Origin of the sequence: Paenarthrobacter aromaticivorans (genome assembly GCF_019038615.1) — a bacterium.
GTDB classification, from domain to species: domain Bacteria; phylum Actinomycetota; class Actinomycetes; order Actinomycetales; family Micrococcaceae; genus Arthrobacter; species Arthrobacter aromaticivorans.
Genome location: NZ_JAHOPC010000001.1, coordinates 299,024 through 319,535 on the forward strand (window position 1 = coordinate 299,024; position 20,512 = coordinate 319,535).

Here is a 20,512-nt window from a genome sequence, read left to right on the forward strand (position 1 = left end):
CATGGCCGCGGTCTCGGTGTGGAGGATTCTCAGCCGACGTGTGGGCGGCGCTCTTGGCCGGGTTGTTGGCGAGCAGGATGCCGGCAGGCTGAGCTTTGGCCAAGGATTGGATGCCAGCGACTCCTACTGGTGGATCCTCGCCGGCGGGATCCACGTGCCGGGATTTGGAGACTACGAGGAGCCAACGCATGAAACATAGGCCGTAGCCGCGACTGCCGCGACCGTAAAAGAAACATCAGAGGCGGGTTCTCCGTGAGGCCAACCAGCGCCCCGGCAGGAGCACCAAGGCAGCAACCGCTGCCTGAATCACGAGGCCAGTAAGGGCGACGGGCACCGGAGGCGCAAGCTGATCACTTGATTCCCCTCCGATACACGGAACATCACGGCTCGGTCCATCGGCGGCCCACTGCAAGCCGGACAACACCCATGTCAGTTCATGCTCCTTGGGGAGCGTCTCGGCGGCGATGCTACCGAAGAGCAGGATCGGATTGGACGCTGCCAGCCAAGCAACCCACTCTGTATGCGCCACTTCCACGGGGCGGAGTTGCCCAACGCACTCGTATGCTGTGATCCGTCCCGCATCGTCCCGCTCCACGTTGATGGGCACTGACGCTTGGTCCATCACCGCCGTCCCCGGAATCAGCGCGATGGTAGCCGCTACGTTGCCCAGGCACAGGAACGTAACTAATGCCGAAGCCAAGGCAACCCCTGCAGCCGTTCGGGGCGAGCAGGCGCGGGCACCGGCGCCTATGACTCCAAACAACACAATTTCAAGAACAACAACCACGACGCCGGCACCCGCCAACGCGATCGGCCCGCCGACGGCCATGCCCACGATGAGCAGCAAGATGCCGGACGGCACCGCGAAGGCTGCCCCGCGGAACATTCCGGCGAACAGCACACCCAAGAATGTTCGAACTGTTTGACGGAAGCCCCACACTGCCCCGAGGAGAGCAGAAACGACTGCCATAAATCCGGCCATCAGTATGTACGTGGCGCTTGGCAGACTGGATTCGAACCATCCGTTGGCATCGCCGAAGGCCACCACAGCTGTGGCCATCGCCCAGGCCAGAATCAAGGCGGACGCGCACGCCAACCAGAACCACCACGATTGCAAGGACATGCGGCAGTCAACCCAGGCCTCCCGCGCAGCGACTCCAAGAATGCCGGCGATCCCAGGTTGATGGGTCAGCCTGTGTTCACTCCCCGCGGTCCCGTCATGCCGCGGAAACCGATCGTCGATTACGCCGCCGCCGATCACTTCGTATTCCGATTCGCTGCGCGCCGGCCCCGGGTCCTCCGGGTTCTCAGGAAACCTGGCCATGGCACCACGTAATGCTCATAAAAGGGATCGTACGCCCGGGGACCTGCTGCTGAAACAGACTGTGTGGCCGCCATGTGGTCACAATTCCTACCAGCCCTGCACACGGCGATAAACTGGCCAAATAAGCTACGCAGGCGTGCTCCAATTTCAATTTTGGCATGCCGCGTTCGAACCCTATTGATGCAGTGAGGGTGCGCGCATGACTATGCCCACTACCGAAGTGAAGATCGAAGAGCTCTCCGACGGAGCTGCCATTACCAAGCAGCTGATCGTTCAGAAGTTCGGCGGTTCCTCGGTTGCCGATGCTGATGGCATCAAGCGGGTCGCTCAGCGTGTTGTGGATGCGCAGAAGGCCGGCAACGAGGTTGTGGTTGTTGTTTCCGCCATGGGAGACACCACAGACGAACTCCTGGACCTCGCAGGCCAGGTTACGGACTCCGCTCCTGCCCGCGAAATGGACATGCTCCTTTCCGCCGGAGAACGAATTTCCATGGCACTGCTTGCCATGGCCATCAACAAGTTTGGCGCCTCCGCCCAGTCCTTCACGGGCTCCCAGGCAGGCATGATTACCGACGGCATCCACGGCAAGGCCCGGATTATCGACGTCGACCCCCACCGCATCCGCACCGCCCTGGACAAGGGACACATTGCGATCGTTGCGGGCTTCCAGGGCATGAGCCGCAGCACCAACGAGATCACAACGCTGGGTCGTGGCGGCTCGGACACCACGGCCGTTGCCTTGGCTGCAGCGCTCGAAGCCGATGTTTGCGAGATTTACACGGACGTGGACGGTATCTACACCGCCGATCCCCGTGTTGTGTCGTCGGCCCAGAAGATCGACCGCATCTCCAGCGAGGAAATGCTGGAACTTGCTGCTTCCGGCGCCAAGATCCTGCACCTGCGGTGCGTGGAGTACGCCCGCCGTTTCGGCGTGCCGCTGCACGTCCGTTCGTCATTCAGCCAGCACGAAGGCACGTGGGTCATCCCGGGCGCCGACGAAAAGTTCACGATTCAAGAGGGAGTTGCCTTGGAGCAGCCAATCATCTCCGGCGTTGCACACGACCGGTCCGAAGCCAAGGTCACCGTTGTAGGCGTGCCGGACATTCCGGGCAAGGCCGCTGCGATCTTCCAGGTGATCGCGGACGCGCACTCGAACATCGACATGATCGTGCAGAACGTGTCCACCCACGGCACGGGCCGCACGGATATCTCGTTCACGCTTCCCATCGTCGAAGGCGCCGATGCCTTGGCCGCCCTGCGTGCAGCTGAAGACCAAATCGGCTTCGAGAGCATCGAATACAACGAGCACGTTGGCAAGCTGTCCCTGATCGGCGCGGGAATGCGCTCACACCCCGGCGTTTCGGCAACGTTCTTCAAGGCCCTCTCCGACGCCGGCATCAACATCGACATGATCTCCACCTCGGAAATCCGCATCTCGGTTGTCACGAGCGCCGATGCCCTGGATGACGCCGTCCGCGCCATCCACGCTGCATTCGAGCTCGACGGCGACGCTGAAGCTACCGTTTACGGCGGCACGGGCCGCTAGGGTCACCAAGCCTTACAAAACAAGGAGGACCGGAGCAAGTGAACTGGTCCCCGAAAGTTGGACTCTCAAATTGGTGAGGTCTCCACTTTAGCGGCCAGCGACCGGCTCTTCTGAGAAGGCTCCGTCCCCACTTGGGACGGAGCCTTCTTCGCGTGGCGGTATGCCCGTCGTCAACAGGTGCTGTCGGCGGGCGTGTTGGCTGGCATATGCCTCTCTATGTGCTCAGGTCGACACGGTCCGCACCGGGTTGGTCTCACGCCGCAGCGGCGGCGATATCCAGACTTTTCATCCGCACGCCCGCGCTGTTGGTCCTCATCTTGGCGAGCAACCGGCCTGCGATCGGCAGCCGGGCGAGGCGTATCATCGCGGTCCGAAGCAGCAACTCGGCGCGGTTGCCTGGGGTGAAGAAACTGCGCATGTTCACACCGCTGCCGAGGTGGTGGTCGACGAACGGTCGCAGGTGGTCCTCCCAGTCCTGCAGCGCTCGTGGCACGTCATGCGGGTGGCGCTCCAGCATGGTGCCGAGCAGGTCGGCCCCGGCCAGGCCGGTGGATGCCCCCATGCCGGAGTAAACGGTCAGGCACCACGCGGCGTCGCCGACGAGCACGACTCGCCCGCTGTGCCAGTGGTCGAGGTGCACCTGTTCGGCGGAGTCGAACAGGTGGTCGGGGGCCTTCTCGAACTGGTCGAGCAGCCAACCGAGCGTTGAGCCGGTGGGCTCGGGGCCGTAGGCGGCGCGCAGCGAGTCGATGGCTGGCCGGGTGAACTGGGCGTCGACGTCGTCGGTGCGGTAGGAGAGCAGCACCGTCGGCGGACGGTCGGCGAACGGGAACACCCAGGCTGATCGGCCCTCCTCGGCCATGATCAGCCCGTCGTGTAGGCGGTAGCCGGGTACCGCCTCGGGCAGGCTGTACGCGGCGATCATGTAGTTCATTGGACGGATCGGGCTCTGCTCGGGCTCGAACGCAAGACGGCGCACCGTCGAGCGCAGTCCGTCTGCCCCGACCACCAGGTCGAACCGTTCGACGGTCGTCGTCTCCGTCGTCAGGTCGCGGATCTCTACGTCCACCCCGGCGAGGTACTGGTCTAGCGCGCTCGGCACGGTCGCGTACCGGATCTCCACTTCGTCGGGCAGGGCGGTGAAGGCCGCGTCTTCGATGTCGCCCCGCAATACGAGTCGAGACCCGCCGAACACATCGGCGTAGCTTAGACCGCGGCGGCGCCGGTCCGTGCGGTCGACTTCGTAGCTCACGGCTTCCGGAGCGACGCGATTGGGCACGGCATCGGCGATGCCCAGCCGTTCGGCGGCGGCGATCCCGGTCCCGAACAGGGCGATGAAGTATCCGCCGCGGCGCCGCTCGGGGGCCTTCTCCAGCACCACCACGTCCCAGCCCGCGCGATGCAGTCGCAGCGCGGAGGCGGTCCCGCTGATCCCGAGGCCGACCACCAGGGCCCGCTGTCGCAATGTCATGTTCTTGTCCATGGGATTGGGCGCGTCGAACGTCTCTTCAGCAGCCATCATGGGATCTCGTGCCTTTCGGGAGTGGGTGGTTTCGACGCCGGTGCGTTCAGACATGGGGTGTCGGACCCGGTCCAGCCGCGTGCAGGGCCGCGTCGGTGTCCGCTATGGCCAGCATCCTGTTGATGTCGGCCCCGGCCAGTGCGCCGGCCGCTGCGGAGGCCCCGGCCTGGGCGGTCAGATCGGTGGCGTTGCCGGCCACCCACACTCCAGGCACCTCTGTGATGCCGGCCGTGCCGGAGGCGAAGCTGCGGCCCTTGTTCGGCAGGTCCTGGTCGGGCAGGTGCAGACCTTCCAGGCCCTGGGCGCGGATCTGCAGCTGCGCGAGGACCGCGAGGATGCGGCGGGCCACGACCTGGCCGTCGGCCAGGCGTACCCCGGCGAGGGCGCCGTCGGCGTCGTTGACGACCTCGGTGACCGGGGTGTCGATGACGCGGATGCCGCGGGCGGCGAAGCGGGCGCGGTTGTCCTCGTCCAGGTCGGTGCCGTGGGTGAAGTAGGTCAGGTCCTCGGTCAGCTGACGGTACAGATACGCGTGGGCGATGGAGAGCGGGCCGGTGGCGAGGATACCGATGGGTTCGTCGCGGACCTCCCAGCCGTGGCAGTACGGGCAGTGCACCACGCTGTGCCCCCAGTGTTCGGCGAGCCCGGGCACGTCCGGCAGAACGTCGGTGAGGCCGGTGGCCACGAGGATGCGGCGGGCGGTGATGCTGCGGCCGTCGGCGAGGGTGACGGTGAACCGCAAATCTCCGTCAGCTGAGGGGGCGGCGGGCTCAGCCGAGACCACCTCGCCGAGGACGATGCGTCCGCCGTAGTGGCGCACGTGCTCCCGTCCCCGTCGAAGGATCTCGGACGGCGGGGTGCCGTCCAGGGCGAGGAGGCCGTGCACGGCTTCGGCTGGCGCGTTGCGGGGGTAGCCGCTGTCGATCACGACGACCGAGCGGCGGGAGCGGGCGAGGATCAGAGCGCCGTTCAGTCCTGCGGCGCCGCCTCCGATCACCACCGTGTCGATAGTGCCTTCGGCCAGTTCGTCGCTCGTGAATGGAGGAGTCGTCTCAGTCATGGTTTGGTCAGCCTTTCGGGTTCTGGACGGCGGTCGGGTTGGTTTCGCCGCGAGGGTCAAGTGAGCCACTCGCCACCCATGTCGCGATCCGTTCCGCAATCGCTTCGGGGGCTTCGATGTGCAGGAAGTGGCCGAGGTCGGGGACGACGGCGCGCACGTGCGGAGCGGCATATCGACGCCGGTCGTCGACGTTCGGGGGGAGGATGCAGTCATCGTCTGCGCCGTGGATGTGCAGCAGGGGCACCGTGATGGGGTGGGAGAGGCGGCGTGCAGCCTTCAGCATGCCCAGGCGGGTCATCGCCCGGTAGTACTTGAGGGGCGCGGGGAAGCTCGCTCCGAGGTGCTCGTGTAGCTCCGCGTGGAGAGCCGGGTCGAGGGTCAGGCTTGGTGACCATTGACGCCAGAGGCGGTCGATGAGGGCGAAGTCGCGGGCTCGGGCGATCATGCCGCTTCCGGGAAGTTGGAAGAAGGCCATGTACCAGCTCCGGCGGAGTTGGGCGGGGCGGGGCCGGCCGATGAATGTGAGGGGGTGGGGGATAGCGAGCGTGACTGCGCGTTTGATGCGCTCCGGCGCGGTGACGGTGGTGTCGTACGTGATGAAGGCGCCCCAGTCGTGGCCAATGAGGTCCACCTGGCGCTGGGGAGACCACTGCTCGATCAGTGCGATCACGTCGCTGGTCAAGGATGCGAAATCGAATGGACCCGCCGTCGGGGACGGGGCGTAACCGCGAAGCCAGGGCGCGAGGACGTAGCGCCCCTGGCGGCCGAGTTCGGCGAGGAACGCCTTCGCCGTCGGCGGGTGGTCCGGGAATCCGTGCAGGAAGATCGTTGGTTGACCTGTGGGGTCACCGCCCTGCAGAGCGTGAAAAGTGCCATGCGGCAAGTCGAAAGTGACGTGTTCGAAGTCCATGCGTGTTGAGCCTGTTTCGAGAGGGGTCGGACGGGAGATGCTGGTGCTGGCTTCGGTGTCAGCCGGCCAGTTGGTTGAGCTTGCGGATCTGTTTGTCGAAGGTGCGCGAGGGCACGAACCGGCGCAGGACGCTCACGCGTCCGGCCATCGAACCGGCGGTGTACCTGGGTGCGGGCTTGGAGTCCGTGGCGGCAGCGACGATCACTTTTGCGACAACATCGGGGTCATCGGCGGTACGTAAAGCGGTGGCCAGTACGTCTCGGGAGACCTCCCGCTGTGCGGAGTAGACCGGCAGGGGTGAGTCCGGTGCAAGGCTGCTCGCCTCGAAACTCGTGCTTGTAAAGGCCGGCTCGACCAGCAGCACCCGGACGCCGTGCTCGCGAAGCTCGTGGTCGACGGACTCCGAGTAGCCCTCGACTGCATGCTTGGTGGCGGCATAGATGGCCATGAAGGGGGCTGGGATCAGACCGAGTACCGAGGAGACGTTGACCACACGGCCACTGCCCTTGGCCCGCATGTGGGGCAGCACTGCGTTTGTCATCCGCATCAAGCCGAAGACGTTGATGTCGAAGACCTCCTTGGTCTGGTTGATCGAGCTTTCCTCTCCGGCCCCGACTGCGCCCACGCCTGCGTTGTTGACCAGGACGTCGATTCGACCAAACCGTTCGATCACCTTCTCGACCAGGGAATGGACCGATTCGTCGCTGGCTACATCGAGATCGAGGAACGACACCCCGGCAAGCGGGCGGGCGATCGCGGCGTTGCGGCTCGTACCGACCACCGCGAAGCCGGCGTCCACGAGGGCGCGCGCTGCCGCACGCCCGATTCCTGAGGAAGCGCCCGTCACGAGGGCCACTGGGAGAGCTGTCTGCATGTTGGTTCCTTCGGCTATAGGCGTGACTTCGCCGCGCCAGATATAGGGGGTCAGACGTTTGTGTACTGAACAGTCAACAACGTAGGTGGTTCTGTACTGATTTGTCAACTACGACCGTTCGGCTCTATCTTGTATGTATGGCGAGACCACGAACCTTCGACCGCGACCACGTTCTCCATGCCGCCGAGCGGCAATTTCGCGAGTCGGGCTACAACGGCACGAGCGTTGACGACATCAGCGCAGCCACCGGCCTAGGCCGCGGCAGTCTCTATGCCGCTTTCGACGGCAAACACGGTGTGCTGGTGCAAGCGATGGCCGGATACTTCGACCGGTTGGGAAACGTTCCGGCGAAGGTGCTCGCCGGCCCGGACGACGGCGCACTGGAACGGCTCCACGGCTATCTGCTCCGTGCCGTCCACGGGGTGCCTCTTGCCGACGATGTGCCTCCAGCTTCCGACCGGGCGGCGGCTGCGTGCTTCGCGGGCAAGATGGCTCTGGAGATCGGCGCCTCCGACGCCGAGGTGCAGCGCATTGCTGCCGAGTGTTTCTCTATGCTCGTGATGGCGGTGGCCGAGTGTGTGCGCGCGGCGCAGCGCAACGGAGACATCGACCCGGACGCGGATGCTGAAGATCTTGCATACCTCTTGCTGACCGTTATCCGCGGGACCGACGTCGTCGGTGCGTACGGCCACAGTCCTGCCCGCTTGACTCAGATTGCCGAGAGCGCGTTCGCGTTGCTGCCACGCGTGAGCCGCCGCTGAGGAGGGCGCAGCCGAGCGGCTGAACGCAACCCGGCGTTATACCAGCGGATGTATTCGTGCAGCGCTGCTGGCAGTGCCTCCGTGCTGACGACTTGGACACGGTGGAAGAGCTCTTCCCTGAGGTGTCCAAAGAAGTTCTCTACGACGGTTTGTGAGATCTTCACTTTAGCGGTCAGTGATCGGCTCCTCACTGAAAGGCCCCATCCCAAAGTGGGGGACGGAGCCGAGACCGCACCCCGGACGCTTAGCTACCTGCGGATGCTCCAGGACACGCCGTCACTGTCAGGCACTACGAGAAGCACCTCGGACAACGAACTTCTTCCATGCATAAAACTGCTCCCCGGTCCTCCTTGCATTACTGCCCGGATGGCGCCAGCAAGACGTCGATGAGCTGCCTCAGTCCCTCCGCCATGTCCACGTCTTTGTCGTAGAGCCACTGCAGCTGCAGGCCATCGAAGGCCGCAACAACCAATCTGGACAGAATGGCGGCGTCAACGTCGCTCCGGACTTCACCGATTGCCTGCCGGCGGGCAATGTCCTCACTAATGCCCTGCACCACGTTTTCGTACCGCTCTTTGAAGTAGCCATGAGAGTCATGTCCGGGATCATTGGCCGTGGCCGATGCGACAGCGTAGAGGGTAGTAAGCCCTGGCTCGTGCCGGTTCCGCTCGGCGATCGGCGGCATGAGGCTTAGCCCCACTTCCTCCTGGCCGACCCCTGCCACGGACCGCCGGTCGCGCTCTGCCAGGACTGCGGTGAGGAGTTCCTGCTTGCCCTTGAAGTAGTGGAAGAGAGTGGCTTCCTTGACCCCGACCAGTTCCGCGACGTGCTTGAGGGCTGTGCCTTCAAATCCCTCTGTGGCAAAGACATCGGTGGCCGTCTGGATGATCTGTTCCCGGCGCTCCGCACCTTTCGCGTACTGGCCGCGTGTCCTCGACGTTGACATCCGCTCAGTCTATTTCACCCTCCGAAAATCGAGGTGGACTAGATTTATCGCTCAAAAACCTAGTCATACTAGATTTTTGAGGCTAAAGTCGGTGTCAAGACCCGACGGTCCTGGGACTAGCGCCCGGAGTCTTCAACGCAGTGGACGCGGCCTTCCCCGTCACCCGTATCAAAGGAGTCAAGTAAATGAACCCCACATTGTCGGCCGCAGTCACGGCCCCGCAGGCCGGAGCGCCGGGCGCCGAGGCCCGCATCCGGGAACTCGCACAGAGCCTCTCCCTGGAGCAGCAGATCCAACTACTGACGGGAGCGGACGTCTGGGCAACCCATTCGATCCCCGAGATCGGACTGAGCCGCGTCGTCCTGTCCGACGGGCCAGCAGGCGTCCGCGGCGAAGACTTCGACGAGCGGCACGACTCAATCTCCCTCCCGTCGTCGTCCGCCCTGTCCGCGACGTGGAGCGTGGAAACGGCACACCGCTACGGACAGGTCCTCGGCCAGGAGGCCCGCCGCAAGGGCGTCCACGCCATGCTCGGCCCCACCATCAACCTTCATCGTTCGCCTCTGGGTGGACGTCATTTCGAGTGCATGAGCGAGGACCCGCGGCTCACGGCAACCATGGCCGCCGGGTACGTTGCCGGCGTGCAGTCCATGGGCGTAGGAGCGACTCCCAAGCACTACCTGGCCAACGAGGCCGAGACGGAACGCTTCACTTCCGACTCTGTAGTGGACGAACGCCCGCTGCGGGAGCTCTACCTGGCAGCGTTCGAAGACGCCATCACCGAGGCCCGCGCTTGGTTGGTCATGAGCTCGTACAACTCCATCAACGGCACCACGGCGAGCGAAAACAAGCTGCTGGAGACGCCGCTCTCCACGGAATGGGGCTTCGACGGCGTGGTGGTTTCCGACTGGACGGGAGTGCGCTCGATCGACGCCGCCAACGCCCACCAGGACCTGGAAATGCCGGGGCCGGTAGGCCATTGGGGCCCCAAGCTTCTGGCCGCCGTCAATGATGGCCGCGTCAGCCGGGAGGCCATCCTGGAAAAGGTCACCCGTATCCTCCGTCTCGCCGCCCGCGTCGGCTCCCTCGAAGGCTTCGAGCCCGCAGTCACCGGGCTCCCCGCCAAACTGGACGGGGCCGCCGTCGCGCGTGAAGTTGCCGTCCGCGGCGCCGTGCTGGTCCGTAACGAAGGCGGCATCCTGCCGCTGGACGCCGCGACGCTGAACAGCCTTGCCGTGATCGGCCACAACGCTGAAGAGGCACGCACGCAGGGCGGCGGAAGCGCCACGGTGATGCCCAAGTACACCGTCTCACCGCTTGAGGGGCTGCGCAAAGCACTGCCCGACGGCGTCAAGGTCACCTACGCGCGCGGCGCCAAGGTGGCCGAGGGCCTTCAGGCGTTCCCCCGGACTTCCCTGCACAATCCGGTCTCCAACGTCCCGGGGATCCGCGTTACGTTCCTCGCAGAAGACGGCACAGAGATCTCGGGCGAAGACCGCCTGGCGTCACACTTGATCTGGTTCGGCATCGGCATCCCGGAAGGCGCCGCCATCATCCGGATGGAAACCGACTGGACAGCCGACTCTGCAGGTATCCACCACCTCGGAGTGGGCACAGTGGGGCACATTCGCCTCTCGCTGGATGGAGCCGAAGTCTTCAACGACGAGATCCAGGACGACACTGACGTCCTGGGTGCCGCCCTCTTCGATCCGCCCAAGACTGTTCACGCCGTTCGGACCGCAGCCCGCCAGCAGGTGCGTATCGAAGCCGCATACCGTCTGCCCAAGGAACAGATCATCCCGTTCACGGCAATCCTGCTGGGTGAAGAAACCGTGGTGGCGGATCCGCAGGCCGAAATCGACGCAGCGGTGGAAGCCGCCCGGGCTTCCGATGTTGCCGTGGTGGTCGTGGGAACCAATGCAGCCATCGAATCCGAGGGCTTTGACCGTAAGAACCTGGACCTCCCCGGGTTCCAGAACGACCTCGTAGAAGCTGTCGCGGCGGTCAATCCACGCACGGTGGTGGTTGTGAATTCGGGTTCACCTGTGGTGATGCCGTGGCTCGGGAAGGTAAACGCGGTGCTGCTGGGCTGGTTCGGCGGTCAGGAGTTCGGCAGCGCGATTGCAGACATCCTGCTTGGTGCCGAGGAACCTGGCGGCCGCCTCCCAACCACGTGGCCGGCAGCCTTGGAGGATGTCCCGGTCCTGAACACCACTCCCGTGGACGGCAAAGTGGTGTACTCCGAGGGAATTCACGTGGGCTACCGGGCGTGGCTCAAGCAGCAGGGCGAAGGTGGTCCTGCTCCGGCGCTGCCTTTCGGCTTCGGGCTCGGGTATACGACATTCGAGTTGGGCACCGCCCACGCACCACAGTCGGTCACGGCCGGCAACGATGTGGTTGTGCACGTCCCGGTGAAGAACACCGGCACGCGTACGGGACGTGAAGTGGTTCAGGTCTACCTCGAGCGCACCGATTCCGCTGTGGAACGTCCGGTCCGTTGGCTGGCAGGCTACGCAGGAACCCACCTTGCTCCAGCGGGGACTGACAGCGTCGAAGTCCGGATCCCGGCAAGGGCTTTTGCGCATTACGACGGCGGCTGGCAGTTTGAGCGTGGAAGCTTCCGCTTGCTGGTGGGTCGCCATGTTGCGGATAGCTTCCAGACTCTGGACATCGAGGTGCGGTAATAATAGAGGGCAATTGGCGCGGCGTGGCGGCCTTTTTTGGGCCGCCACGCACGTGGTTTTCGCCACAAGCGCCGTATCTGGGGTATGGTATGGAATTTTCATGGCATGCTGTACGTTGCATACCCGGTAACCCCCTAACACGAAGAGGCATCAAAAAGTGGCAGCCGACTACGACGAACTCCGTACCGATGTAAAAGAGAACCAGGAGCAGTCCCTCCAGGCGCTCCAGTCCGCCAGCGCCCCCACGGCCAAGAGCGTGGTTCTTGAACTCGACGAAACTGACGGCCTGGACGCCAACGGTCCCGGCGGCGAAATCGTCGCTGAAGAACTGATCATCCAGGTGATCCCCCAGGCAAACGACGAGTTCACTTGTAACTCATGCTTCCTGGTCCGCCACCGTTCGCAGATTGCCCGCGAAAAGGATGGCGTCGCCTACTGCACTGACTGCGAAGGCTAAAGACGGCCACCACCCCGGCGGAACATGAATCGTCAGGGAGTGCCGCCGTCGGGATTAATTGCGGAAGGACCGGAGCACGTGCTCCGGTCCTTCCGCAATTAACTACTTGTCGCCCGGTTCCTGTCTGCCCTCCTGATCGGGCTCGGACAGTCGCTCCTCGTCGGTGTATTCAGGTGCGACCACCGGCGAAAGAGCGTCACCAAGCAGACCGGCAGCCTCTCTGCCATCCTCTGGAGCAGGCCGGTCCGGCGACTTGTCGTCCTCCAGCGGAGTGTCCGTCATAGCCCGCCTCCTTGTCCGCCGATCATCTTCTGGCGTCGGCGATTGCTCACCCTGAGTTGAAGAATCCGCGCACCGCCGGCCAGCGCCACCAGCACGCCTCCTCCAACAGCTGCGATGAACAGCGTGGTGCCGAGGGCGAGCGCCCCTTCCAATCCGAAGAACCGAACGGTGACCATGTCCTGGTTCTGGACGAAGAAGACGATCAACAGGACCAACACCACCAGGCCCACAGCTACGGCCACCCAGATTGCTGCTGTCCGTGTGGGGCGGGAATTGCCCGGAGCCACCCGCGACTGTGGGTAGTCCGCCCGTCCAGGACCTCCCCGGGCCATTGCGGCATCATCTTGAGCGCTCATTGACAGCCCCCTCATTTCCCAGAACGTATGCGTGCTCACCACATGTCCATGCACTCATATAATAAGCATGCTTATAAGTGGCTCAACAGTGGCCCAGGCATAAGGGCTGCCCTACATAAGGAAGGACCGGAGTTCGCGGTCCGGCCCTTCGGTATTTGGGTGCCGTTGTTACTGTCGGTCACACGCTGTAGTCGGTTGAAGTTGGCCCGGGATCGTCGTTGCGGACGGCGTAGTGATGGCCTTCCGAGTCGGTCTCAACGTCGAAGTGCTTCAAATCTTCCTCGGAAGCCGTTTCGAAGTCGTCGTGCTTATGCACAACAGGGGCATCCGTGTCCCCATGGGTTGCTGGTCCGAATACGGACTGCAGCCGCTCGGTCACGTGCTGAAAGTTTTCCAACTTGCGTCCCATGTTCTTCCACCTCCTTTCAACGGGAGAGAGAAAAGCGGCAGGACGGCGCATGCCGTACCAGTACGCCAATTTTACGCCCGCGGACCCGAAAAGGCGCGGAATCCCAACGAGCGAAAAGGCTTAGCGCAGGGACTTGTCGTCCGGATTACGGGGAACCACGTACGTGCTGCCATCCGGACGGCGAAGGGTTTCCCATTGCTGGGTCTCCGCTTCGCGTTGGGCCAGGAGCCTGCGGTTGGCCTCGGTCATTTCGTGATCGATGGAGCTGCTGTGTGCGGGGCCAAAGATGATCCTCAGCTTTCCGGTAGCGCGCATGAACTTCTGGGTAAACGATTCCTTTGCCACGCGGATCGACTCCTCTTTTAGACGCTTCAACGAGTTCATAGTACGCTAACAATTAGTGCACTAACTAATTGGGTGGGAAGGCAGTCATGACCCAGACGGATGAGACAAGCCAGACCAGCGAAACTGACGACCTCCTATTGGAACGCCAGCTGTGCTTCGCACTGACGGTTGCCTCGCGGAGCGTGGTGGGTATCTACAAGCCCATCCTCGAGCAACTAGGGCTCACCCATCCGCAGTACCTTGTGATGCTTGCACTCTGGGAGCGGAGCCCCAGGACTCTTAAGGACATCAGCGACAGCCTCCTCCACGAACCCGCCACTTTGTCCCCACTCCTGCGCCGACTCGAGGAAGCCCATCTCATCACCCGCGAGCGCGTACCCGGCAACGAGCGGGCTCTCGCCGTCAAGCTGACGGAAAAGGGGGCAGCGCTTCGGGATCAGGCAACGGCGGTTCCTGGTGCAATCCGGGAGCGCCTGCAGCTCAGTCGTGAGGAGGTGGCCGAACTCCACCAGGCTATGACCGGCCTCATCGCGGCAACCCAGCGCAGCGGCACCTGAGACCCAGCGCAAGGCAACCAAGCGCCACCCGGGTCCCGGCTCAGCGCGCCAACGTGAGAATCTCGGCCCCGTCGTCGGTGATGGCTATTGTGTGCTCACTGTGGGCTGTACGGCAACCTGTGGCGCTTCTCAGCGTCCAGCCGTCGTCATCGGTAACAAGCTCGGCGGTGTCCGCCATAACCCAAGGCTCCAGCGCCAGGAGTAATCCGGGACGCAATTTGTATCCACGGCCCGGCCTCCCGGCATTGGCGATGTGCGGGTCCTGATGCATCGTCGATCCGATGCCATGACCACCGAACTGGGTATTGATCGGGTATCCGGCCGCACTGAGGACCGAGCCTATGGCATGGGAGATATCACCGATGCGGGCGCCAGGTCCGGCCACGGCTATCCCTGCGCTCAAGGCCCGCTCGGTTGCGTCGATCATTGCCAGGCTGTCCGGGGGCTTTGAATCGCCCACTGTGAAGCTGATAGCAGAGTCCGCAGCGACCCCATTCTTGGAAACGGCGAGGTCCAGGGACACGAGGTCGCCGTCAGCAAGTGTGTAGTCGTGAGGCAGTCCATGGAGTACAGCGTCATTGACGGACGTGCAGATGTAGTGCCCAAAAGGACCGCGTCCAAAGGACGGCGAATAGTCGACGTAGCAGGATTGGGCCCCGGCATCGACGATCATGGCTCGCGCCCATTGATCAATCTCCAAGAGGTTGACGCCCACCATGCTGCGACTCTTCATCGCTTGAAGGATGTCGGCCACCAAAGCACCGGCCTCCTTTGCCCGATGCAGTTCGGTGCGGCTCAGAATCTCGATCATGCGGCGCCTTTCCCGTTCAACCAATAACTATCCCGGCCATATTATCCCGGTATTAGAATTGGAGCCATGGTCAGATTGCCACTCACAGCTGAAGAGGTCGAACGCGGGCAGCGTCTCGGCGCCATGTTGCGTCGTGCCCGGGGAAGGCGCTCCATGCTGGAAATTGCACTTGAGGCCCAGGTTTCACCGGAGACACTGAGGAAAATTGAGTCCGGACGTGTGGCCACCCCGGCGTTCCAGACCATCGCAGCGATAGCCGATGTCCTCGGGCTGTCCCTCGATGAGGTGTGGGCAGGGATCAGCCAGCCCGAAAGCATTGCCGCACCGGCATAAAATGGCAGCAACCAAGGAGACTCAATGCGCTCGCGCTTCGTTCGGCCCCTCATAGCGGCGCTGGCCCTCGCTGGCCTGGCCGGCTGCTCGGGCACCCCCGCCCCGGGTGGGTCGAGCAGCGCTACCTCCGCGCCGTCGTCGTCCGTCAGTCCCAGCGCCACGCCCTCCAAACCAACGCCAACCCAGGTGCCCACAACCCTCGGCCCCGAAGACACAACACCGAACCCCAGCCTCCCGGGGGTAACGTCCACGCCGGGACAGGGAAACGCTGAACTCTCCATCACGGTGCTTGAGTCCGCCGACGCAGCACCGCAGCACTACACGCTCGTCTGCATCGATGGCGCCCCGGCAGCCGAAAGCAAACACCCCACCGCGGATGCGGCCTGCACTGCGCTGAAGAATAATCCTTCGCTGCTCAGCCACGCACCCGTCAAGAGCGACCAAGAGTGCACGCAACAGTTCGGCGGACCCCAAACGGCCAAGGTAACCGGCGCGGTTGACGGCAGGGAAATTTCCGCTTCCTTCAGCCGCACTGACGGCTGCCAAATCGCCTTGTGGGACGCGGCCAGCGCCATCATTGGTTCCAGTGGTGGAGCAGCTTAGGCCGCAGCACCTCCCCCAAGAGCATTGGCTCGGGTTGGAGGCCGCCCATCATGCACGCGTCGCCCGGTACGCCGACCCCTATTTGGCCCGCCGGTCGGCAGGACAGAAACATCCCGTGGAGGACTTCCTCTTCACCTACTACACCCAGAAACCCGGCCAATTGCTTCGCTGGCATCCCGGCGACGGTGTGGTGTTAAGTGGCGGACGTGCCCTTGAGCGCGCAAACTGGAAGTTCTACCGCATGCTCGACGACGGCGACCTCGCCGCCGTCGGACTGCCGCCAGGTACCCCCGCGGTCACCTTTGACAGGGAGAGTTTCATGGCCCAACGCGCCGAGGCCGTCAGCTTCGCCGGCGTTATCCTCAACGGCACCGCGAAGCGCCCGGGTCAGTTCGGCTGCTTCGGCCTCCATGAGTGGGCAATGGTGTACCGGCAGGAGAAATTCGAGTTGCGGCATGAGTACTTGAAACTGCGGCTTGGCGCGGAGGGCACTGACACTGTGGTGGAGCAGAACCGTATCCGCTGTTCCCACTTCGATGCGTTCCGCTTCTACACGCCGGACGCTGTCCCGCTGAACGAGCTCACGCCCACCCGTGAAAACCAGCGCACCATGGAACAACCGGGCTGCCTCCACGCCAACATGGACCTGTACAAATGGGCCTACAAACTGACTCCGGCGCTGCCGAGCGAGTTGGTGATGGACTGCTTCGAACTGTCATGGCGGATCCGGACCATGGACATGCAGGCGTCCCCTTACGACCTCGAAGAATGGGGCTACCCGCCCATCAGGATCGAGACACCGCAGGGCAAGGCCGAGTACGTTGAGTACCAGCGGGCTTTTGCGGCCGAATCCCAGACGCTGCGGGCCCGCGTGCTTCAGGCAATCCAACCGCTTCTTTAGAGGAGTCGGATCGTCCCCCTGGGGACTCCTGCCGCCAGCACCCGCCGCCACCAGCGAAAGGTAACCATGGTTTCTCCCGACAACAGCGAGTACGACGTCGACCTCACCGTCACGCTGACAGAGGCACCAGGCGCCGCATCGAGGGAGTTCTACTTGCGGTCCGCACAAGGCGTTCTGTCTTCGGAGCCGGACTCGATCGAGTCGAACCTTCTGGACGCGACCGCGGCCCTTGCCGCCGTCGAGCAGTTTGGCGAGGAAGTGTTCTTCCCGGTTCCGCGTCCGGACCGGATCTGCACGCAACAGTACGGGGGCCCGCAGGTGGCCCTTGTGACAGGTTGGTTCCGTGGGCGGAAGGTCCACAGCAAGCTCAGCCGGACCGATGGCTGCGAGATCGCGCGCTGGCGGGCCATGGCACCACTTCTGGGCGGCACGGGAGGATCCACCGGCGCGGTCTGACTTTGCGCGGACGGCTGACGCCCTTGAGATAGGGCGTCAGCCGTCCACAGATTCCACGAACGAGCTAGCTTGCGTTGTTGCTTTGCGTTGGCTCGTCTCCGCGGATCTTGTTGCCCTTCTTTTCCTTCTTTGGGTTTTCGACATCCGGAACAACGGCGGCACCGCCAGGACTCACCACTACTGTGACGAAGCTGGGTTCGCTGGTGCCCTCGAACGTCAGGCGTCCGATGTAGGAGCCCGGCATGAGGTTGGTCCAGTTCAGCGAGATGGTGCCGGCCTTGCCGTTGGCGAGGCGGATCGGGTTGGGCGTCACCGTGGCGTTGCCCTCGTTGGCTCCCAGGACCGCGGCATCAACTGTTGCCTTGGTGGGCTGCTTGTTGGGGCTTGCGTAAAGGTTGGCGAAAACGTAGTAGTCGCCCGGCTCGGGATCGGGCACTGTGACGGATTCGCTGGCCGAGCCGGTCGCGGACGGGAGCTGCTGACCCGTTGGGGTCAGAACGAGCATGTCGAAGTCCGCTGCTTCGTCGGAGGATATGACCGAGAACTTGGCCAAGGCACTGTTCTCCCCCACAGTCACCTTCTTGACGAAGTTCGAGGCATTGGTCTCGCCGGCAAAGGGACCCGGAACCAATTCAATTGCTGAGGAATCCGCCTTGGACAGCCCATCAACCGTGACTCCCACCGGTGCATTGGTGCCGGAGACGATGTTGATGGCTGCTGAGCCGTTGGGGCCTGTTCCCGTGAAGGCCATTGCCTTATCCGCGATGACAGATTGCGGACGGACGGCAATGGGCGAGGTGACGGTCTTGTTTGCGCCCTGCCAACTCAGTGAACCCATGGCGAACTTGCCCAAGGCTGCATTGTTGTTCTCAAACTGCACCTTGAAGGTCTTCTTTTCGCCCGCAGCGCCAAAGTTCAGCACGTTCGGGGTGACCTTGACGTTGACACCGGGAACGTTGACGGAAGCGCGGTAAAGGCCCGGTGTCAAGGCGGTAACTGTCCGCGTGACCTCGATCTTGCCGGCCAGGTCACCCAGCGCAAACGAGGCGACGTTCATGTCCCGCGGCTGCGTGGTTCCCAGTCCCTCAATGCCGAGGTCCATGCCCGTGCCCTGAACGAATTTGAGGTAGTCCTCGGTGGTTGCGTCGTAAACCAGCCCCGGGCTGAGCACCTTGGCGGGGTCAACCTGGCCTGCGCCGGTGGCGAAGACATCCTTGTTGACGGCCCCGTTGGCCAGTTTGACCGGACCGGCCGTGGTCATCATGGCCGATTTCACGGTTGCCGGTGACCACTGCGGGTTCTTGCCCAGGATCAGGGCGCCGAAACCAGCCACGTGTGGGGAAGCCATGGACGTTCCTGACAGGAAACCAAAGTTGTCTCCACCGGTTCCGATGGGCGAAACGCCTGCAAGGACAGCGACGCCGGGTGCTGATACGTCAGGCTTTAGAAGATCGGAATCTGTTGCCAGCAACGGGCCGCGGGACGAGAATCCAGCGATCTGCGGCTGGGGCTCAGCGGGCAGTCCCGTGGTGTCGTGGTCCAGCAGGGATACGGTGATCGCCGGGTTGGCCGTCACCTTGTCCTTGATGGTCTGCGTAGCCGGAGGGTTCACGTGGACAGTGGGAACAGCATGCTTGTCCGTGTCCAGCGACGATTCCGTCAGGTTCACGAGGATCATTCCGACGCCACCGGCCCGGAGGACCTCCGCGCTCTTGGCGGTGCGGTCAACCACGCCACGGTCACAGACAACAACCTTGCCGGAAACCTTGGCCGGATCCAGCGAGCCGGGAGCACACAGGGCCGCGTTACCTGCACCGCTTGCAGCGTTGGTGGAAAGCACGACGCCGGCCCCGCTCACCTCGTGGTTCATGATGCTCGCTCCGCGGAATTTGCTCCCATCGGAGAATTCAATGGTGCCTTGCAATTCCTGCGAGAAAGAGGTCGCAGCCACAGTGGTCAACCAGGGTGCTCCGTGATTCACGGTACTGGGGGTTGGTCCGGAATTTCCGGCGGAGGTTGCTACGAAGATCCCGGCCGATGCAGCGGAAAGGAAAGCCAGCGATACGGGATCGGTAGTGGATGTGGTGGAACCGGAGATGGAGTAGTTCAGCACATCCACGCCGTCCAGGATGGCCTGTTCAATGGCATCCACCGAAGCGGAGCCGTAGCAGCCGCCCGTCGTCGGATCTGTGTCTTCCCAGCAGACCTTGTAGATGGAGAGCTTGGCGGCGGGAGCGATGCCGCTGGTGATGCCGAAGCTGCGGCCGTCCACCACGGCGTCGACGTTGCCGTTACCCGCCGCTGTGCTTGCGGTGTGGGTGCCGTGGCTGTCCACGTCGACGGGCGAGATGACTTCCTCGGGGGCACGGTTTTCCCGGGGGACACTTCCCAGGAAGCCATCCGCGAAGTAGTGGGTGCTGAGGACCTTGGAGTTGCAGGCGCTGCCGTCATAGCTGGCGCCTGTGTCCGTGCCGGGCTGGCATTCGCCGATGAAGGTATCGCCGTCGGCCTTCAGCATCGCGATCTTGCCGTCAGCGGTCCGGTAAGGGACGCCCACCTGGGGGTCGCCGACCAGTGGGCCGACGGGATCGCCGGCGAAAAAGGGATTGGAGGGTGTGTATCCGGTGTCGATGACACCAACGACGGTGCCCTTGCCGGCGTTCTCCTGGCCTCCGTATTGCGTTGCCCAGGTGCCGTTGGGGCCGCTAAGTTTCAGGAAGTCAGTGGTGGAGTAGTCAGGTGCGTACTGTGTGTCCGGTGCGACCATCAGGACCTTGGGGTCCTTGGCCAGGCTGATGGCCTGGTCTGCCGTGAGGTTGGCGCTGAAGCCGTTAACGGCGGTGGTGAAGTCACGTTCAATGGTGACGTTTTCCTGCTCCGCGACTTCCTGCTGCGCCTGTTGCAGATGTTTCTGGTAATCCTTCACCTCCGCGCTGCCGGAATCGAGCTTCTTGCCCTCTTCCGGTTTGGTGGGCGCAAGACCCGGCGTGCCGCCGTCGTATGTAGCCGCAGGCTTTTCTGCCAGGACAACCATGTAGCGGCCGTCCTTGTAGGCGCTGGGGTCAAGGTTCTTCTTGACCACGCCTGTCTGGTTCCCGGACTCCTTCTCCGGGGAGGGAGCTGCCTGGGCCGGCAACGCCACGGAAGAGAGCAGCAACGGCAAACCCACGGCGAGGGCCGCTGCCTTTCGAAGCCCCCCGCTTCTGACGAAGCTCTTTCCTTGTGATTTCACGAGTGATAGCACCTTTCACTGAGTGAGGCCCAGGCTCCATCGCCAAGGCCTGTCAACTGGAGATGGCTGCTTTTTTGACAGGTCCTGTCAAAACAAAGCAACCATCCGAGTCACAGAGTACAGAGTGAGAGGGAAATATGACA

The 20,512-nt window shown here is 63.4% G+C and carries 23 protein-coding genes; 10 read left to right on the forward strand and 13 right to left on the reverse strand.

The annotated features are described in order from the left end of the window. The first annotated feature begins 1 nt into the window (after window position 1). The gene (locus tag KSW38_RS01385; RefSeq protein ID WP_216921927.1) at window positions 2-199 is read left to right on the forward strand and encodes a hypothetical protein; all 198 of its coding nucleotides are present in this window, start codon (window positions 2-4) and stop codon (window positions 197-199) included. Between the two features lie 36 nt (window positions 200-235). On the opposite strand, the gene KSW38_RS01390 is transcribed toward KSW38_RS01385, so the two are convergent. Further along, window positions 236-1,324 (reverse strand): hypothetical protein, encoded by a 1,089-nt coding sequence (locus KSW38_RS01390; protein WP_216921930.1) that lies wholly within the window; start codon window positions 1,322-1,324, stop codon window positions 236-238. Window positions 1,325-1,523: 199 nt separating this feature from the next. Between KSW38_RS01390 and KSW38_RS01395 the strand changes: the two genes are divergently transcribed. Beyond that, the gene (locus KSW38_RS01395) at window positions 1,524-2,870 is read left to right on the forward strand and encodes an aspartate kinase (RefSeq protein ID WP_216921933.1); all 1,347 of its coding nucleotides are present in this window, start codon (window positions 1,524-1,526) and stop codon (window positions 2,868-2,870) included. Window positions 2,871-3,123: 253 nt separating this feature from the next. Here the strand turns inward: KSW38_RS01395 and KSW38_RS01400 are convergent, their stop codons facing one another. The 4 genes from KSW38_RS01400 to KSW38_RS01415 are packed head-to-tail and all read right to left on the reverse strand — an operon-like array spanning window position 3,124 to window position 7,236. Then, complete coding sequence (locus KSW38_RS01400) at window positions 3,124-4,392, reverse strand: FAD-dependent monooxygenase (protein WP_216921935.1); 1,269 nt, start codon at window positions 4,390-4,392, stop codon at window positions 3,124-3,126. 46 nt (window positions 4,393-4,438) lie between these two features. Then, window positions 4,439-5,452, reverse strand: a complete 1,014-nt coding sequence (locus KSW38_RS01405) for an NAD(P)/FAD-dependent oxidoreductase (protein ID WP_216921938.1) — start codon at window positions 5,450-5,452, stop codon at window positions 4,439-4,441. A 7-nt stretch (window positions 5,453-5,459) separates the two neighbouring features. Then, window positions 5,460-6,362: an alpha/beta fold hydrolase gene (locus KSW38_RS01410; protein WP_216921941.1), complete on the reverse strand. Its 903-nt coding sequence runs from the start codon at window positions 6,360-6,362 to the stop codon at window positions 5,460-5,462. Between the two features lie 58 nt (window positions 6,363-6,420). Beyond that, window positions 6,421-7,236: an oxidoreductase gene (locus KSW38_RS01415; RefSeq protein WP_216921944.1), complete on the reverse strand. Its 816-nt coding sequence runs from the start codon at window positions 7,234-7,236 to the stop codon at window positions 6,421-6,423. Window positions 7,237-7,373: 137 nt separating this feature from the next. On the opposite strand from KSW38_RS01415, the gene KSW38_RS01420 reads away from it, so the two are divergent. Further along, window positions 7,374-7,997, forward strand: a complete 624-nt coding sequence (locus KSW38_RS01420; RefSeq protein ID WP_216921947.1) for a TetR/AcrR family transcriptional regulator — start codon at window positions 7,374-7,376, stop codon at window positions 7,995-7,997. Here KSW38_RS01420 and KSW38_RS23770 read toward each other — a convergent pair. Next, a complete protein-coding gene (locus KSW38_RS23770; protein WP_428982339.1) occupies window positions 7,946-8,188 on the reverse strand; it encodes an IS3 family transposase in 243 nt (80 codons plus the stop codon). The two genes, KSW38_RS01420 and KSW38_RS23770, sit on opposite strands and share 52 nt — an antisense overlap. Window positions 8,189-8,352: 164 nt before the next feature. Next, window positions 8,353-8,943, reverse strand: a complete 591-nt coding sequence (locus tag KSW38_RS01430) for a TetR/AcrR family transcriptional regulator (protein WP_216921953.1) — start codon at window positions 8,941-8,943, stop codon at window positions 8,353-8,355. Between the two features lie 185 nt (window positions 8,944-9,128). On the opposite strand from KSW38_RS01430, the gene KSW38_RS01435 reads away from it, so the two are divergent. Both KSW38_RS01435 and KSW38_RS01440 read left to right on the forward strand, forming a co-directional pair. Continuing rightward, window positions 9,129-11,627: a beta-glucosidase family protein gene (locus tag KSW38_RS01435; protein ID WP_216921956.1), complete on the forward strand. Its 2,499-nt coding sequence runs from the start codon at window positions 9,129-9,131 to the stop codon at window positions 11,625-11,627. 157 nt (window positions 11,628-11,784) lie between these two features. Then, entirely contained in the window at window positions 11,785-12,084 is a 300-nt protein-coding gene (locus KSW38_RS01440) for a DUF4193 domain-containing protein (protein WP_216921958.1), read from the forward strand. A gap of 102 nt (window positions 12,085-12,186) precedes the next feature. On the opposite strand, the gene KSW38_RS01445 is transcribed toward KSW38_RS01440, so the two are convergent. The 4 genes from KSW38_RS01445 to KSW38_RS01460 form a co-directional block, all read right to left on the reverse strand. Then, window positions 12,187-12,366, reverse strand: a complete 180-nt coding sequence (locus KSW38_RS01445) for a hypothetical protein (RefSeq protein WP_216921960.1) — start codon at window positions 12,364-12,366, stop codon at window positions 12,187-12,189. Beyond that, window positions 12,363-12,722: a LapA family protein gene (locus KSW38_RS01450; RefSeq protein ID WP_428982340.1), complete on the reverse strand. Its 360-nt coding sequence runs from the start codon at window positions 12,720-12,722 to the stop codon at window positions 12,363-12,365. The genes KSW38_RS01445 and KSW38_RS01450 overlap by 4 nt, the downstream gene beginning before the upstream one ends. A gap of 178 nt (window positions 12,723-12,900) precedes the next feature. Next, entirely contained in the window at window positions 12,901-13,131 is a 231-nt protein-coding gene (locus KSW38_RS01455) for a hypothetical protein (protein WP_216921968.1), read from the reverse strand. 120 nt (window positions 13,132-13,251) lie between these two features. Continuing rightward, on the reverse strand, window positions 13,252-13,476 hold the full coding sequence (locus KSW38_RS01460) for a hypothetical protein (RefSeq protein ID WP_216921971.1): 225 nt from the start codon (window positions 13,474-13,476) through the stop codon (window positions 13,252-13,254). 86 nt (window positions 13,477-13,562) lie between these two features. Here KSW38_RS01460 and KSW38_RS01465 point away from each other — a divergent pair, with 86 nt between their 5' ends. Beyond that, complete coding sequence (locus KSW38_RS01465; RefSeq protein WP_216921973.1) at window positions 13,563-14,033, forward strand: MarR family winged helix-turn-helix transcriptional regulator; 471 nt, start codon at window positions 13,563-13,565, stop codon at window positions 14,031-14,033. 40 nt (window positions 14,034-14,073) lie between these two features. Here the strand turns inward: KSW38_RS01465 and map are convergent, their stop codons facing one another. Then, window positions 14,074-14,844: a type I methionyl aminopeptidase gene (map, locus tag KSW38_RS01470; protein ID WP_216921975.1), complete on the reverse strand. Its 771-nt coding sequence runs from the start codon at window positions 14,842-14,844 to the stop codon at window positions 14,074-14,076. A 66-nt stretch (window positions 14,845-14,910) separates the two neighbouring features. Between map and KSW38_RS01475 the strand changes: the two genes are divergently transcribed. From KSW38_RS01475 to KSW38_RS01490, 4 genes are all read left to right on the forward strand, one after another. Beyond that, window positions 14,911-15,177, forward strand: a complete 267-nt coding sequence (locus KSW38_RS01475) for a helix-turn-helix domain-containing protein (RefSeq protein WP_216921977.1) — start codon at window positions 14,911-14,913, stop codon at window positions 15,175-15,177. A 24-nt stretch (window positions 15,178-15,201) separates the two neighbouring features. Then, entirely contained in the window at window positions 15,202-15,780 is a 579-nt protein-coding gene (locus tag KSW38_RS01480; protein ID WP_216921979.1) for an SSI family serine proteinase inhibitor, read from the forward strand. After that, window positions 15,755-16,681, forward strand: coding sequence for a 3-methyladenine DNA glycosylase (locus KSW38_RS01485; protein ID WP_254185949.1), 927 nt, complete (start codon window positions 15,755-15,757; stop codon window positions 16,679-16,681). The genes KSW38_RS01480 and KSW38_RS01485 overlap by 26 nt, the downstream gene beginning before the upstream one ends. Before the next feature lie 66 nt (window positions 16,682-16,747). After that, complete coding sequence (locus KSW38_RS01490) at window positions 16,748-17,137, forward strand: serine protease inhibitor (protein WP_216921981.1); 390 nt, start codon at window positions 16,748-16,750, stop codon at window positions 17,135-17,137. Between the two features lie 64 nt (window positions 17,138-17,201). Here KSW38_RS01490 and KSW38_RS01495 read toward each other — a convergent pair whose 3' ends face one another. Beyond that, entirely contained in the window at window positions 17,202-20,369 is a 3,168-nt protein-coding gene (locus KSW38_RS01495; protein WP_308169265.1) for a S8 family serine peptidase, read from the reverse strand. Window positions 20,370-20,512 lie beyond the last annotated feature (143 nt).

Excerpts from the sequence above, each read along its gene's own strand:
- KSW38_RS01415 (WP_216921944.1), bottom strand. The coding sequence starts at position 7,236 with ATGCAGACAGCTCTCCCAGTGGCCCTCGTGACGGGCGCTTCCTCAGGA.
- KSW38_RS01395 (WP_216921933.1), top strand. The coding sequence starts at position 1,524 with ATGACTATGCCCACTACCGAAGTGAAGATCGAAGAGCTCTCCGACGGA.
- KSW38_RS01385 (WP_216921927.1), top strand. The coding sequence starts at position 2 with ATGGCCGCGGTCTCGGTGTGGAGGATTCTCAGCCGACGTGTGGGCGGC.
- KSW38_RS01400 (WP_216921935.1), bottom strand. The coding sequence starts at position 4,392 with ATGATGGCTGCTGAAGAGACGTTCGACGCGCCCAATCCCATGGACAAG.
- KSW38_RS01410 (WP_216921941.1), bottom strand. The coding sequence starts at position 6,362 with ATGGACTTCGAACACGTCACTTTCGACTTGCCGCATGGCACTTTTCAC.
- map (WP_216921975.1), bottom strand. The coding sequence starts at position 14,844 with ATGATCGAGATTCTGAGCCGCACCGAACTGCATCGGGCAAAGGAGGCC.
- KSW38_RS01490 (WP_216921981.1), top strand. The coding sequence starts at position 16,748 with ATGGTTTCTCCCGACAACAGCGAGTACGACGTCGACCTCACCGTCACG.
- KSW38_RS01445 (WP_216921960.1), bottom strand. The coding sequence starts at position 12,366 with ATGACGGACACTCCGCTGGAGGACGACAAGTCGCCGGACCGGCCTGCT.
- KSW38_RS01475 (WP_216921977.1), top strand. The coding sequence starts at position 14,911 with ATGGTCAGATTGCCACTCACAGCTGAAGAGGTCGAACGCGGGCAGCGT.
- KSW38_RS01420 (WP_216921947.1), top strand. The coding sequence starts at position 7,374 with ATGGCGAGACCACGAACCTTCGACCGCGACCACGTTCTCCATGCCGCC.
- KSW38_RS01405 (WP_216921938.1), bottom strand. The coding sequence starts at position 5,452 with ATGACTGAGACGACTCCTCCATTCACGAGCGACGAACTGGCCGAAGGC.
- KSW38_RS01465 (WP_216921973.1), top strand. The coding sequence starts at position 13,563 with ATGACCCAGACGGATGAGACAAGCCAGACCAGCGAAACTGACGACCTC.
- KSW38_RS01390 (WP_216921930.1), bottom strand. The coding sequence starts at position 1,324 with ATGGCCAGGTTTCCTGAGAACCCGGAGGACCCGGGGCCGGCGCGCAGC.
- KSW38_RS01435 (WP_216921956.1), top strand. The coding sequence starts at position 9,129 with ATGAACCCCACATTGTCGGCCGCAGTCACGGCCCCGCAGGCCGGAGCG.
- KSW38_RS01450 (WP_428982340.1), bottom strand. The coding sequence starts at position 12,722 with ATGAGCGCTCAAGATGATGCCGCAATGGCCCGGGGAGGTCCTGGACGG.
- KSW38_RS01430 (WP_216921953.1), bottom strand. The coding sequence starts at position 8,943 with ATGTCAACGTCGAGGACACGCGGCCAGTACGCGAAAGGTGCGGAGCGC.
- KSW38_RS01480 (WP_216921979.1), top strand. The coding sequence starts at position 15,202 with ATGCGCTCGCGCTTCGTTCGGCCCCTCATAGCGGCGCTGGCCCTCGCT.
- KSW38_RS01455 (WP_216921968.1), bottom strand. The coding sequence starts at position 13,131 with ATGGGACGCAAGTTGGAAAACTTTCAGCACGTGACCGAGCGGCTGCAG.